The 13,850-nt window shown below is 33.0% G+C and carries 12 protein-coding genes and 1 tRNA gene; 8 read left to right on the top strand and 5 right to left on the bottom strand.

What is annotated here, in order from left to right; genetic code table 11:
• Positions 1 to 133 precede the first annotated feature (133 nt).
• The 8 genes from HUE53_RS10175 (at position 134) to HUE53_RS10140 (ending at position 10,967) form a co-directional block, all read left to right on the top strand.
• Positions 134 to 208 (top strand) — tRNA-Pro (locus HUE53_RS10175).
• A gap of 104 nt (positions 209 to 312) precedes the next feature.
• Positions 313 to 921 (top strand): uridine kinase, encoded by a 609-nt coding sequence (gene udk, locus HUE53_RS10170; protein ID WP_014165602.1) that lies wholly within the window; start codon positions 313 to 315, stop codon positions 919 to 921.
• Positions 922 to 963: 42 nt separating this feature from the next.
• Entirely contained in the window at positions 964 to 1,293 is a 330-nt protein-coding gene (locus HUE53_RS10165; protein WP_014165603.1) for an FtsB family cell division protein, read from the top strand.
• An 88-nt stretch (positions 1,294 to 1,381) separates the two neighbouring features.
• Positions 1,382 to 3,337 (top strand): lipase family protein, encoded by a 1,956-nt coding sequence (locus HUE53_RS10160; protein WP_014165604.1) that lies wholly within the window; start codon positions 1,382 to 1,384, stop codon positions 3,335 to 3,337.
• A gap of 174 nt (positions 3,338 to 3,511) precedes the next feature.
• A complete protein-coding gene (locus HUE53_RS10155) occupies positions 3,512 to 4,840 on the top strand; it encodes a methylmalonyl-CoA mutase subunit beta (protein WP_041253424.1) in 1,329 nt (442 codons plus the stop codon).
• Between the two features lie 5 nt (positions 4,841 to 4,845).
• Positions 4,846 to 6,969 (top strand): methylmalonyl-CoA mutase, encoded by a 2,124-nt coding sequence (gene scpA / locus HUE53_RS10150; RefSeq protein ID WP_394368212.1) that lies wholly within the window; start codon positions 4,846 to 4,848, stop codon positions 6,967 to 6,969.
• Between the two features lie 148 nt (positions 6,970 to 7,117).
• Positions 7,118 to 7,516 carry a (deoxy)nucleoside triphosphate pyrophosphohydrolase gene (locus tag HUE53_RS10145; protein ID WP_192188459.1) on the top strand — a complete coding sequence of 133 codons (399 nt, stop codon included), beginning with the start codon at positions 7,118 to 7,120 and terminating at the stop codon, positions 7,514 to 7,516.
• Positions 7,517 to 7,520: 4 nt separating this feature from the next.
• On the top strand, positions 7,521 to 10,967 hold the full coding sequence (locus HUE53_RS10140; protein ID WP_192188458.1) for a DUF3427 domain-containing protein: 3,447 nt from the start codon (positions 7,521 to 7,523) through the stop codon (positions 10,965 to 10,967).
• Between the two features lie 80 nt (positions 10,968 to 11,047).
• Here HUE53_RS10140 and HUE53_RS10135 read toward each other — a convergent pair whose 3' ends face one another.
• The 5 genes from HUE53_RS10135 to HUE53_RS10120 all read right to left on the bottom strand — a co-directional run bounded on the left by HUE53_RS10135 (position 11,048) and on the right by HUE53_RS10120 (position 13,845).
• Complete coding sequence (locus tag HUE53_RS10135; RefSeq protein ID WP_225556137.1) at positions 11,048 to 11,809, bottom strand: S8 family peptidase; 762 nt, start codon at positions 11,807 to 11,809, stop codon at positions 11,048 to 11,050.
• A gap of 94 nt (positions 11,810 to 11,903) precedes the next feature.
• Positions 11,904 to 12,050 (bottom strand): hypothetical protein, encoded by a 147-nt coding sequence (locus tag HUE53_RS14330; RefSeq protein WP_225556136.1) that lies wholly within the window; start codon positions 12,048 to 12,050, stop codon positions 11,904 to 11,906.
• Between the two features lie 60 nt (positions 12,051 to 12,110).
• Positions 12,111 to 12,434 (bottom strand): hypothetical protein, encoded by a 324-nt coding sequence (locus tag HUE53_RS14325; protein WP_225556135.1) that lies wholly within the window; start codon positions 12,432 to 12,434, stop codon positions 12,111 to 12,113.
• Between the two features lie 47 nt (positions 12,435 to 12,481).
• A complete protein-coding gene (gene prfH, locus HUE53_RS10125; RefSeq protein ID WP_065213395.1) occupies positions 12,482 to 13,231 on the bottom strand; it encodes a peptide chain release factor H in 750 nt (249 codons plus the stop codon).
• Positions 13,216 to 13,845, bottom strand: coding sequence for a hypothetical protein (locus tag HUE53_RS10120; protein WP_192188457.1), 630 nt, complete (start codon positions 13,843 to 13,845; stop codon positions 13,216 to 13,218). The genes prfH and HUE53_RS10120 overlap by 16 nt, the downstream gene beginning before the upstream one ends.
• Between the last annotated feature and the right edge of the window lie 5 nt (positions 13,846 to 13,850).

Raw genomic sequence — 13,850 nt, 5'->3', positions numbered from 1 at the left:
CCTTAAAACGATTCATCTAAACACAAAAAACCAATATTCAACCATTTTACTAAAAAAATCAATCCTAAACAATAAATATTCTAAAAAACACTTGCATATTACAAACAAATATCTTTATATTTGCACCCGCTTTCGGGGTGTAGCGTAGCCCGGTCATCGCGCCTGGTTTGGGACCAGGAGGTCGCAGGTTCGAATCCTGCCACCCCGACAAAAACCTTTCTTTATCGAAAGGTTTTTTTTATTATCTCTACTAACTAAATTTGATAGAACTTCAAAAAAAACTACTTTTGCATTTTAAAATTCCAAAAAAGTATGTTAATTATAGGTATTGCAGGCGGCACAGGCTCAGGAAAAACAACTGTAGTTCATCAAATCATGAATGAACTACCTGAAACAGAGGTAGGTATTATTTCACAAGATCATTATTACAAAGAAACAAGCGATTTAAGCTTAGAAGAAAGAACAAAAATTAATTTTGACCACCCTCGTTCAATTGACTTTACTTTGTTAGTCGAACACCTAAAAGATCTTAAAGAAGGAAAAGCAATCGATCAACCGGTATATTCGTTTGTTAAACATAATCGCACTGGAGACACCATTCATACCTTACCCCGAAAAGTAATGATTGTTGAAGGTATTTTAATCCTAACCAACCCTGAACTCCGAGATATGTTTGATATTAAAATTTTTGTTCATGCAGATTCAGACGAACGATTAATCAGACGATTAAAACGCGACATTGCTGAAAGAGGTCGAGATATGGAAGAAGTTCTAAATCGTTATCAAACCACACTAAAACCAATGCACGAACAATTTATAGAACCTACTAAAGCTTTTGCTGACATCATTATACCAAATGACAAATACAACACGGTTGCCATTGATGTAGTAAGAGCTGTTATTAATCAACGGATTTCTTAAATTTGCTTTTTTATTTATTATCAAAAGAATTTGTATTAGAATATGTTTCAATCTTTAAAAAACTTCTTAAAAAGAAAATATTGGTTTAAAATAATCAGTAACAAATACTTTTTAGTCAGTGCTTTCTTTTTAATCTGGATGCTTTTTCTAGACAACTATTCTTATTTAGATCATCAAGTCTTAAACAAAGAAATTGAAGAACTAGAAGATAATAAAAAATATTACAAAGAGGAAATTTCAAAAGACCTTGAACAAATCAAAAAGTTAAAAAGTTCCAATGAAATTGAAAAATATGCTCGTGAAAAATACTATATGAAACGTGAAAACGAAGATATATATATTATAGAATTTGAAAACGATACATTAGAGTAAAAAACATCAAAACAAAAAATACCATCACAGTATTTTGAAAAAAGATTAAATTTGCGTTTTTATTAACAATAATTTAATCTTTTTTTTTATGAGAAAAACTTTACTCGTATTATCATTATTTATTTCACTATCAACCTTTGCCCAGCAACCAGGTGATTTGATTAGTGTTGAAAAAAAAATGGACGATTCTGCCCACCAAGTACTTCAAAGAATGGCTGGTTTTGGAAACATTAAATTACCCACAGGTGTAGCTAAACTTTTTCAATTTCTTGTTAAAGGCTTAGAAGGATACAAACTAACTTACTGGACTACAGACCACCACGACAAACTTGTAAAGGCACATGGTCTAGTAATGTTCCCTAAAGTTGATTATCCTCTTTCAACCGTTTTATTAGAACACCCTACAGCAGACAAAAGAGCAAATGTTCCTTCTAATCTTAAAAGCACCCGTGAAGGCGGATTTATTCTTGATATGCTATATGCACTTAATGGCTACTATGTTGTATCACCTGATTACCTAGGACTAGGTGATTCAGAAGGCGTACACCCATATGCTGATGCAAAAACAGAAGCTTCTGCTAGTATAGATATGCTTACAGCAGCAGATACATTCTTGAACCAAAAAGGAGTAAAAAGATATAACGAATATTTCCTATCTGGTTACTCCCAAGGAGGTCACTCGACTATGGCTGTATTAAAATACAATACAGAAAAATACAAACGTTTTAACTTCAAACAAGTATATGCTGGAGCAGGTCCATACGATTTATCTAAAACGACTTATGAAGATCGCGTACTAGCTAATGAAGATTACCCTTCATCTGCTTTTATTGCTTATATCGTAAACGGTGCACACAGTTTAGGATACAAACAATATCAGAAAAGCTTTACAGAAATGATTTCTCCAGAGTTTCAAGAAACTTACAAAAAACACGTTCTTAAGGAAGAAGGAGGACTTGATTGGGGGCCTCTAAAATGGAAAACTCTATTCACTAAAGAATATATTAAAACCGCATCTGGTCCTAGTAATCCTTTAAGAGATTTCTTAAAAAAAAGTGATGTATATGATTTTCATAACACAACACCTACAACGATGTCATACACTACTGCAGATGCTGAAATACCTTTTCAAAATGCTTTAAAAACAGAAAAAGTACAAAGAAACTATTATTCACTTTTTGATTTATCTAAATACAAAATTAACGCTACCAACTTAGGCCCTTTAGGACATGCAGGAGGTGTTTTCCCTTGGCTAATAGCTTCTATTGCTAAATTCAACTGGCATAGAACAGGAGGCTTACTCAATTGGAACGCTATGTATTCAGACAGAACTTCTAAAGAACCTATCATAGAATTTAACAAATCCCAGTTACACCCACTTATCCCAACTCAAAACAAGAATGGTAACTTCGAAATCACAAATATTTATGGTTTTGACGCAAATTCAGCTAGTAATAAAATGATCAGCAAAAAACTAGAGGATTTAAAAGAAGGCGCATACATTGTAGAAATGAAACATAACAATCAAACGTACAAAGTTGCTTATGCAAAAGAAAATTCTATAAAAGTAGCTACTAAAGAATTAGTAACCGAAAACAAAGAAGGACTTTGGACTATCAATAGAAAAGGATTTGAAAACGAAGACATAACAATCTACCTTTTTGATCAAAAAAACAATTTAATTCAAACTCATAATTTTAGTAAAAATGAGAATATAACAATTGATTACTCTAAACTTAATACAGATCAATATACTTTAGAATTAGTAACGCCTACTGTTTCTTTAAACACAGAAGTATTACGTAAATCAATGGAGATAGAAAATCAATTAATAATAGCAACAGAAGAAGATCAAATTAACCTAAAATCCAACAAAGAATTTAGTGCTATTTTAATAACTGATGCACAAGGTAAAATCCTTTTACAACAAACAGTACCTAATGTTCAAAGTTTTACTAAAAACGTACCTAAAACAAATAACGTAATTATTACCAGAGTAACTTATTCAAACGGAGATTACGAAACCAAAAAAATCATTTGGTAATTGAATTTAATTCGATAAAACAACAAGGGGATGGCTTTAAAACTATCTCCTTTTCTTTTTTTACAACAAATTATAATCATTTTAAAGCAAGATTCTATTCTTAAACGTTATTTTTTTAAATTTGTGAAAAATCAATCAACTATTTCATCTAAAAATAGTTTGTTTACACACAACATGAAAGAAAAACTATTCAATGAATTCAACTCAGTTACTTCCAAACAATGGAAGCAACAAATTCAATATGAACTAAAAGGCGCTGATTATAACGAAACACTTGTTTGGGAAAGTCCTGAAGGAATAAAAGTTAAGCCGTTTTATCATATAGATGAAACCAATACGCCTTTAGAAATAACTTCTAACAAAAATAGTTTTAAGATCGTTCAAAATATTTTTGTATACGATTTAGAAAAATCTATCAATAGAGCCAAAGAAACCTTGTCAAGAGGAGCCGAAAGCATTCGTTTTACATTAGAAAACGAATCCTTAGATTTAGAAAAACTACTACATACAATTCCACAAGAAATTCAAGTATATGTAAAACCTCTTTTTCTTAGTCCCGATTTCATAAAAAAAGTACAAACACTTAGACCTTCAACCTTTTTAGAAATTGATCCGATTGGCCAACTAACAAAAGATGGCAATTGGTTTAGTAATTTAGAAAGCGATTTTTTAATTTTAAATCAGTCTAAAACCTCTTTAAGTATTAATACTGAAATATATCAAAATGCTGGAGCCAACATTATTCAACAATTAGCTTACACTTTAGCACATTGCAATGAATATTTTAATAGAGTTAAAAACTTAACTTCCAACATCATAATCAACGTAGCAGTTGGAAGCAATTACTTCTTTGAAATTGCAAAAATCCGCGCCTTACGTCTATTATTCAATACTCTAGCGAAAGAATACAATTATACTTCCGATTGCCATATTATGGCTACACCAACCAAACGTAACAAAACTTTATATGACTACAATGTCAATATGCTTCGTACCACAACTGAGTGTATGAGTGCAATTTTAGGGGGTGCTGACGCAGTTGCTAATTTAGCGTATGACGCTATTTATCATAAAGACAATGAATTTGGAGATCGAATTTCACGCAATCAATTATTGGTCTTAAAACATGAAAGTTATTTTGACAAAGTAAAAAATCCTTCTGACGGTTCTTATTACATAGAAGAATTAACCCAACAATTAGCGGAAAAAGCTTTAACTTTATTCAAAGATATCGAAAATGGTGGCGGATTCATCACTCAACTAATAGAGGGAACAATCCAACGAAAAATAAAAGAAAGCGCTGAAAAAGAACAGGATTTTTTTAACAAGGGGAAAGAAATTTTATTAGGAACTAATAAATACCCTAATAAAAATGACCGTATGAAAAACGATTTAGAATTGTACCCATTTATAAAACAAAACGTTAGAAAAACACTAATTACACCCATTATCGAAAAACGTTTGGCTGAAAAACTAGAACAAGAACGTTTATCTCAAGAATAATAATTATGAGAAAAAACATACAAAATATTACGTTAAAGCCATTAGCCGAAAAAGAAAAACCTACTGCTGATAGCTCATTTACAACTGCTGAAGGCATTGAGGTAAAATCTACCTATTCCGAATCAGATATAAAAGGACTAGAACATTTAGAATTTGGAGCAGGTTTTGCTCCCAACTTGCGCGGACCGTATGCTACCATGTACGTACGTCGTCCGTGGACCATACGTCAGTATGCAGGATTTTCTACTGCCGAAGAAAGTAATGCTTTTTACAGAAGAAACTTAGCCGCTGGGCAAAAAGGTTTATCTGTAGCATTTGACTTGGCTACGCATCGAGGCTACGATTCAGACCATGAGCGCGTAGTGGGAGACGTTGGAAAAGCTGGTGTAGCCATCGACTCGGTGGAGGATATGAAAGTCCTTTTCGACCAAATTCCATTGGGCGAAATGTCGGTTTCTATGACCATGAATGGTGCTGTTTTACCTATTATGGCGTTTTATATAGTGGCTGCCGAAGAACAAGGCGTAGCCACTAACCTACTTTCAGGAACCATTCAAAATGATATCCTAAAAGAATTTATGGTTCGTAATACTTACATTTACCCACCTACCCCATCGATGAAAATCATTGCCGATATTTTTGACTATACCAGTAAAAATATGCCAAAGTTCAATTCGATTTCTATTTCAGGCTACCACATGCAAGAAGCGGGAGCTACTGCAGATATTGAATTAGCTTATACTTTAGCCGATGGTCTAGAATACATACGCACGGGCTTAGCCGCAGGAATGAATATTGATGAGTTCGCTCCACGCCTTTCGTTTTTCTGGGCTATTGGGATGAACCATTTTATGGAAATTGCCAAAATGCGTGCTGGTCGTATGCTATGGGCAAAACTCTTAAAACAATTTGAACCTAAAGACGAAAAATCACTTGCTTTACGTACGCACTGTCAAACCTCAGGCTGGAGTTTAACCGAACAAGACCCTTTTAACAATGTGGCTCGAACGGCTATTGAAGCGGCTGCGGCTGCCTTTGGAGGCACCCAATCGTTACATACCAATGCCTTAGACGAAGCCATTGCGTTACCTACCGATTTCTCGGCACGTATTGCCCGTAATACCCAAATTTACTTGCAAGAAGAAACCAAAATTTGCAAAACGGTAGACCCTTGGGCGGGAAGTTATTATGTAGAAAGTCTAACGGCTGAAATCGCTGAAAAAGCGTGGACTTTGATTGAGGAAGTGGAAGCACTAGGTGGCATGACCAAAGCTATTGAAGCAGGTATCCCGAAACTTCGTATTGAAGAAGCTGCAGCGCGTAAACAAGCGCGTATTGACAGCGGGCAAGACATTATTGTGGGGGTTAACAAATACCGACTGGAAAAAGAAGACCCGTTACATATCCTTGAAGTAGACAACCAAACCGTTCGTAAACAACAAATTGAACGTTTGGAACAAATAAAAGCGACTCGCGATACGGCAAAAGTAGCTGACTGTTTAGCCAAACTGACGGAGTGTGCACAAACAGGAAACGGCAACTTATTAGATTTAGCTGTAGCTGCCGCACGTAACCGAGCGACTTTAGGAGAAATTAGCGACGCTTTAGAAAGCGTTTTTGGAAGATACAAAGCACAAATTAGAAGTTTTAGTGGGGTGTATAGTAAAGAAATAAAAAATGACGAAAGCTTTGAAAAAGCCCGTCAACTCGCAGATGCCTTTGCCAAACAAGAAGGACGTCGACCGCGTATTATGATTGCCAAAATGGGTCAGGACGGACACGACCGTGGCGCTAAAGTAGTCGCCACAGGGTACGCCGATGTAGGTTTTGACGTGGATATTGGACCATTATTCCAAACCCCGCAAGAAGCAGCCAAACAAGCGGTAGAAAACGACGTACACATTTTAGGCGTTTCTTCTTTAGCGGCAGGACACAAAACCTTAGTCCCTCAAGTAATTGAAGAATTGAAAAAATACGGTCGCGAAGATATTATGGTCATTGTGGGTGGAGTAATTCCTGCACAGGATTATGAATTCTTATTTGAGGCAGGTGCTGTAGCTGTTTTTGGCCCTGGGACTAAAATTAGCGATGCTGCGATTACGATATTGGAGGTGTTATTGGAGGATTAATTTTCAGTCACTTTTTAGCTTTTATAAAAACACTAACAGAAATGTTGGTGTTTTTTTTTAAAACTTATGAGGTTAATAACACTAAATAACTCAACATTTTCTATTTTTACATTTATCAAAAAAATATCATTTTTAACAGAGACAAAAAATGAAAAAAATTGAAGTAGTTGCAGCAATTATAGTATTTGAAAACAAAATTTTATGTGTACAACGTGGCGAAAATAAATATAATTATATTTCAAAAAAATACGAATTTCCTGGCGGTAAAATGGAATTAGGAGAAACAAAAGAACAAACTATTATAAGAGAAATATATGAAGAATTAAATATGCATATTAATGTTGAGAAAGAATTTATAACAGTTATACATCAATATCCTGACTTTATTATAACAATGCATAGTTTTATCTGTAAATGTAAGAACCAAAAATTAAAATTAACAGAACACATTGATTATAAATGGCTAAAAACAAACGAATTGGAAACTTTAGACTGGGCAGATGCAGATATCCCAATTATGCAAAAACTAAAGTCTTGCCAATTTTAAATTTATGAATATTAGATTAGAACAAAGTTTAAAATCAGGTTTTATTGACAATAATTTGCCCTCATATAATGAGTATTTACCTCAATTATTAGTCAATGATAAAACTGAAGGAAAAAAAGTTTTATCTACAATTATCAAAGAATTAAATGATTGTGATGAGTTTTGGTTTTCAGTTGCTTTTGTTACAACAAGTGGTGTAGCGACACTTATAGAAACATTAATAACTTTAGAAAAAAAAGGAATAAATGGCAAAATTTTAGTTTCACAATATTTAAATTTCACTCAACCCGAGGCATTAAAAAGACTTTTACAATTTAAAAATATAGAGATTAAAATTGCTGTCGATAATTCTTTCCATTCCAAGGGATATTTATTTAAGAAAAATGATGTCTATGATTTGATCATTGGAAGTAGTAATTTAACAGCAACAGCATTATGTTCAAATATTGAATGGAATTTAAAAATAACTGCTACACCAATTAGTCATATTATTTTTAATGCAATAAAAGAATTTACATCTGAATATCAAAAAGCCTTAGTTGTAGACAACAATTTCATAGCCAATTATGAAATACTATATAAAAAACAAATCGATTATTCTAAATTACTTAAAAAAAAGTTAGTCGATTTTAGCCAGAGGGAAATATTTCCCAATTCTATGCAAATTGAAGCATTAAAAAACATAGAACAGCTTAGAAATCAAAATAAAACAAAAGCATTTTTAATTTCTGCAACTGGAACTGGCAAGACTTTTTTATCCGCATTTGACGCAAAAAATTTTAATCCAAAAAGATTATTATTTATTGTTCACAGCCTTAATATTGCCAAGGCTTCAATGAAATCTTATCAAATGATATTTGGAAAATCTAAAACCATGGGAATGTACTCAGGGAAAATTAAAGATTTAGATAAAGATTTTATATTCTGCACAATTCAAACAATAGCTAAAGATGAACACTTACTTCAATTTAATCCTAATCAATTTGATTACATTGTAATAGATGAAACTCACAGAGCTGCTGCTGTTTCTTACCAAAAAATTCTTAAGTACTTTAACCCAAAATTTTTATTAGGAATGACAGCCACACCTGAGAGGACTGATGGTGAAGATGTTTTTAAACTATTTGACTACAATATAGCTTATGAAATTAGACTACATAGAGCCTTAGACGAAAATATTCTTAGCCCATTTCATTACTATGGTGTTACTGATATTAGTATAGAAGGGAAAATTCTTGAAGATAATTCTGATTTTAAATTATTGGCTTCAGAAGAGCGAATTAATAGAATAATTGAAAAAGCAAACCTATATGGAAGCGATAATGGGAAAGTTCGTGGTTTAGTTTTTTGTTCTTCAAATGAGGAAAGTGAGGTCTTATCCAAAGGTTTCAATGTTAAAGGCTATAAAACAATTTGTTTATCTGGAAAAAACAGCGAGGAGGAAAGAGCATCCGCTATTATTAAACTTGAATCAGAATCAAATGAATTAGATTATATATTTACTGTAGATATTTTCAATGAAGGAATAGATATACCAAGTGTGAATCAGATTATTATGCTTAGGCCAACACAATCAGCAATTGTCTTTGTGCAACAACTTGGTCGAGGTCTCAGAAAAACGGAGGGAAAAGAATACTTAACAGTGATTGATTTTATTGGAAATTATAAAAACAATTTCTTAGTTCCAATTGCTCTTTATGGTGATACTTCATATAATAAAGATTCATTAAGAAAGTTGATGACAAGCGGGAGTAATCATATACCTGGAACTTCAACAATTAACTTTGATAAAATTGCAAGTGATATAATATTTGAAGCTATTGATAAAGCAAATATGCAACTAAAAAGAGATTTAGTCAACGATTACAAGTTACTAAAATTCAAATTAGGTAAAACACCAATGATGGTTGACTTCATTGAACATGGCTCAAGAGATCCTCAATTGTTTGTAAATTATTCTAAATCATATTTCAATTTTATAATCGAATTTGAAGATGAATTAACAGATAAGTTAAATAAAGAAGAAAAGAAAATTCTTGAACTTTTCGCTAATGAAATAAATAATTCAAAGCGTGTTGAGGAATGTTTAATTTTAAAACAAATAATTAATTCACATAGAATAAATATTGCAGAATTTAAAAATCAAATTCAATCTGAATATGGTTATGTAGTATCAGACAAAACAATTCAGTCTTGCTTAAATAATTTAAATTTTAAATTCATTACTGAAAATAAAGATAAAAAACTAGTTACTGTACATGATATTTATGGGATAAATATTGTAAATAAAGATAGAAATCAAATAGTTATTGATGATTCGTTTTTAAAAACATTAAAAAACCAGACTTTTTTTAAATTTCTAGAGGACAACATTGATTACTCAATTAAAACTTTCAATAAACTATTTGTAAAGAATAAATATATCGATGGTTTTGTTTTATATCGCAAATATTCAAGGAAAGATGTTTTTAGAATCTTAAACTGGGAAAGCAATCCTTTGGCTCAAAATGTTGGAGGATATATGATAAATCCAGATAAAACAAATTGTCCGATTTTTGTAAATTACCATAAAGAAGAAACAATATCTAGTACTACTAAATATGAAGATCATTTTATAAATAATTCAGAATTTGAATGGATGTTTAAATCTAAAAGAAATCTAAACAGTCCTGATGTTAAAGCCATAAAAAATTATAAAGATGGACTTAGATTACCTCTCTTTATTAAAAAAAGTAATGATGAGGGTACTGAATTTTATTTTATGGGTGATGTTACTCCCGTCGAGGATAGTTTTGTTCAGAAATCTATTCGAGACGAAAAAGGAGGTGAAGTTTCAGGTGTAAAAGTTATTTATAAAATGAATCATCCCGTTGAAAATGACATTTATGAATATTTAACAAATAAGGTTGAGAGTAATGTTAATATAAATACTTCAATTTTAGATAAGAAAAAAGAAGTAGAACTAAGTCCATTCAGAATTTTATCTTTTGAAGATGCAAAACCTTTTCAAAATTCTATTCCTCTTTATGACATTAAAGTAGCAGCTGGAGATTTTAGTGACTTACAAATAAATGATGAAACAAAATGGATTGAGCTTAACAAAAATTTCAAATATTCAGAGGATTATTTTGTATGCAAAGTATTAGGTGAATCTATGAACAAAATCATACCTAATAATTCATGGTGTCTATTTAGAAAGGATTCGGGTGGTTCTAGAAATGGAAAAATTGTATTGGTACATCAACAAAATATTCAAGATGCAGATTTTGGCAAAGGATTCACCGTTAAATCTTATGAAAGCAAAAAAAATATTAATAAAGACGGATGGCACCATGATTTAATAATTCTTAAACCTATGTCATTCAATTCAGAGTTTGAAGATTTAATATTAACTGATGATGAGCTAATTGATTTTAAAGTCGTCGGTATTTTTGTCGAAGTATTAACATAACCATTCTCGATGAATATAATGCAAAACTATTTTCCAAAAATAAACCCACAAAAAAACTGCCCTCACGGGCAGTTCCTATTTTATTGCATCGCTTTCAAAGCATCGGGCATTCCATAGCCAAATTCAGGATGACGGTTGGTATAAAACTGAGCGGACTGACGCAGTTTTTGTAAAACTTGGTCGCGGGTCCAACTAGGATTTTTAGCCCAAACTAAAGTAGCAATCCCTGAAGTCGTAGCCGTAGCCACTGAGGATCCTCCAGAATAATCGCCTTGTCCATCATAATAACTGTTCACCGGAATTTTATTTCCGCTGGTTACTCGTTGCATCATAATGGTAAATTCTACTTTACTTCCTGTATGACATACATCGCAGGCTTGGTAGGTACTGGCATCTTTAATTCCTGTTACAGCAACCACTTCGGGCATCCAAGCAGGAAATATAACCCCCGCAAAAGTGGTAAAACTCGTAGAGGTTCCCGCAGCACAAAACATTAGTTTCCCTTTGCTATAAGCATATTTAATCGCATCTTCAATTTTTCCTGAGGAGATAATATTCCCCATCGACATGGAAATCACGCGAACATTAACATTATTAGCCAAATTAATATAGGCTGTTTTTACACCTTCTAATTCATGGTAGCCGTCTAGCACCACATTTGAAGCCGCGCGATAGGTTACCAAATTACAATTATAGGCCACTCCCACAGGTTGCCCTTTGTCGTTACGAGGTGCAGCAGCCACAGATGCCATACTGGTACCGTGCCCACATTTATCGTTAGCGCCATCATAGCCCGAAGACCAAGGCCAAATAGAATCTACATAGACGCCATATTTTTGCACCACTCTACCCGAGGAAAGCCCATTATTAAAACTTCCATTAAAATTAATGCTTTAATTGGTAACTGTCAGATTAAATATTAACTATTATAACTAATCACTTCTTACTTTTCTTCTTCTCTGCTTTCTTTTTCTTCGACTTTTTAGGTTTGAGCAATTCTTTTTTATTTTTCAAACGTTTTTCTATTTGGTCAATTTCATAAGAATCGTTGGTAAAGGAAATTAATTTTACTTCTTTAATCATTTTCAAAGCGGCTTTAATTTTCTATTGCCTTTCTAGCAATTGGATTTTCTTTATCCACATTTAAACTTTGTTAATTCCTTTTATTGTCAATGAGAAATCGATTAGCTTTGCCGCTTCTTCGTAATCTTCATTCAATAATAAAACCTCAGCATAATGTGGATATATCTCCAAAGCGTGAATATCAGCAGCCAAAGCTTCTGCATAATATTGTTTTGCCGATTCATAATCTTGCATTTGTTCGGCATACAAGCGTCCGTACAATCCTAATGCCATAGCGTTTTTGTTATCATACGCCAAGGCATATCCTAATGACTCTAAGGTTCCTTCAAGCCAATAGGGATAATTATCCAAGGCTTGTACTACATATTTATCTATTGTTTTCATTTTTTTGAATTTGTTGGCTGATGGATGTTCGATGATAGGTGATACTACTAATCATATAAACTATCGTTTATCATCTTCTTTCCTTCTTGTCGTTCTTTTTTGTTGTTTTTACTTTTCTTTTCTTTTTTAAAATCGGAACCTTCAAAAGTGCGAATTGGGTTTCCTCTTTGCACTGCCATTTGATTGGTCCACTGGTTTTGCACTTGCTGTTGGAGTTGGTCGTACTGCGTCTCTTTTAGTTTGGCTAGTAATCGTTCGGTTGCCAATTTTTTATTTTGGTGCTGCGAACGAGAATCCATACTCACTACACTTATTCCAGTAGGAAGATGTGTGGCACGAATGGCAGAACTCACTTTGTTTACGTGTTGTCCGCCTGCTCCTGAACTACGCATCGCTTGATATTGAAAATCTTTTTCTGAAAACGTAGGCAAGAGGATTGGAGGCACTTCAAAAATTCCGATAAACCAATTTTTACGTTTGTGAAACTTTCGAAACGTACTTTTCCCAATCCATTGAATGGTACCCACCCAACTACGCACAAATTCGTTGGTATTGACACCTTTTATCGCTACTAATGCCGAAACTACGGTACCGTTTTCGGGTCCAGGCTCTCTATTAATTACTTCCACTTTCAGCTTCATTTCTTCGGCTTCGACTAATACTCTTTTGAGCACTTGCGCCACTACCCAATCGCATTCGGCTGGTCCTCTTCCTGAGGTGATTTGTATGATAGCCTCTCCAACCCCTCCAAAGGAGGGGCTATTAGAGACTTGATTTGATTTTATTTTTGTTTCCATTTTTCTATAATTTTTAAAAGTTTGTCTCTATTCTTTGCTTCTTTGACAAACTTTGGTAATCGCGCTACTAACGTTTGACCTCCATTGTATTTTGAGTTGCGCTCTCTTAAATCAGCCTCAATATATCTTTCTAAGTAATTAATGTGATCATTATTTAAAGCCCAAAAAACATTCTGTTTAAATTCTTGTTGGTACCATAAGCTGCAATTATAAAAAGGGTCTCTTACTCCTTCAATATCGAATTTAAATTCAAACTCTACTTCTTTAAGTTTTGCTTTCACAGTTTCGCTATGATTACAATGTGGACATTTAACTTTTATTTCGCTTACCTGTTTAGTCGTTTGAACTCCTTTTGCTTCGTACTTTTCAGAACAATTTGAACAATATACCTTAGCGTAGGGCTCAAAAATTGTTTTCTTTTTAGAGAAACTGTAATAACAATGTTTACATTCAAAAACCCTTTTGCTTTCGCAATTGTGTTTTCCACAATTAGGACAAGATTCTAATTTATTCTTGATTTTTACAGCTGCTTTCTGATTGCAATTTGGACAAACGACATCAATGAAATCATTGAATTTACCTAATCTTATATTTTTATCCTCAAACCTTTCCATAACAA

The sequence above is a fragment of the Flavobacterium columnare genome (assembly GCF_014844295.1).
GTDB lineage: Bacteria > Bacteroidota > Bacteroidia > Flavobacteriales > Flavobacteriaceae > Flavobacterium > Flavobacterium columnare.
The sequence above is the reverse complement of the archived record's forward strand: the minus strand, read 5'-3'. Positions and strand labels throughout refer to the sequence as shown.

Coding starts and splice junctions, on each gene's coding strand:
- udk (WP_014165602.1), top strand. CDS start 313: ATGTTAATTATAGGTATTGCAGGCGGCACAGGCTCAGGAAAAACAACT.
- HUE53_RS10165 (WP_014165603.1), top strand. CDS start 964: ATGTTTCAATCTTTAAAAAACTTCTTAAAAAGAAAATATTGGTTTAAA.
- HUE53_RS10160 (WP_014165604.1), top strand. CDS start 1,382: ATGAGAAAAACTTTACTCGTATTATCATTATTTATTTCACTATCAACC.
- HUE53_RS10155 (WP_041253424.1), top strand. CDS start 3,512: ATGAAAGAAAAACTATTCAATGAATTCAACTCAGTTACTTCCAAACAA.
- scpA (WP_394368212.1), top strand. CDS start 4,846: ATGAGAAAAAACATACAAAATATTACGTTAAAGCCATTAGCCGAAAAA.
- HUE53_RS10145 (WP_192188459.1), top strand. CDS start 7,118: ATGAAAAAAATTGAAGTAGTTGCAGCAATTATAGTATTTGAAAACAAA.
- HUE53_RS10140 (WP_192188458.1), top strand. CDS start 7,521: ATGAATATTAGATTAGAACAAAGTTTAAAATCAGGTTTTATTGACAAT.
- HUE53_RS14330 (WP_225556136.1), bottom strand. CDS start 12,050: ATGATTAAAGAAGTAAAATTAATTTCCTTTACCAACGATTCTTATGAA.
- HUE53_RS14325 (WP_225556135.1), bottom strand. CDS start 12,434: ATGAAAACAATAGATAAATATGTAGTACAAGCCTTGGATAATTATCCC.
- prfH (WP_065213395.1), bottom strand. CDS start 13,231: ATGGAAACAAAAATAAAATCAAATCAAGTCTCTAATAGCCCCTCCTTT.
- HUE53_RS10120 (WP_192188457.1), bottom strand. CDS start 13,845: ATGGAAAGGTTTGAGGATAAAAATATAAGATTAGGTAAATTCAATGAT.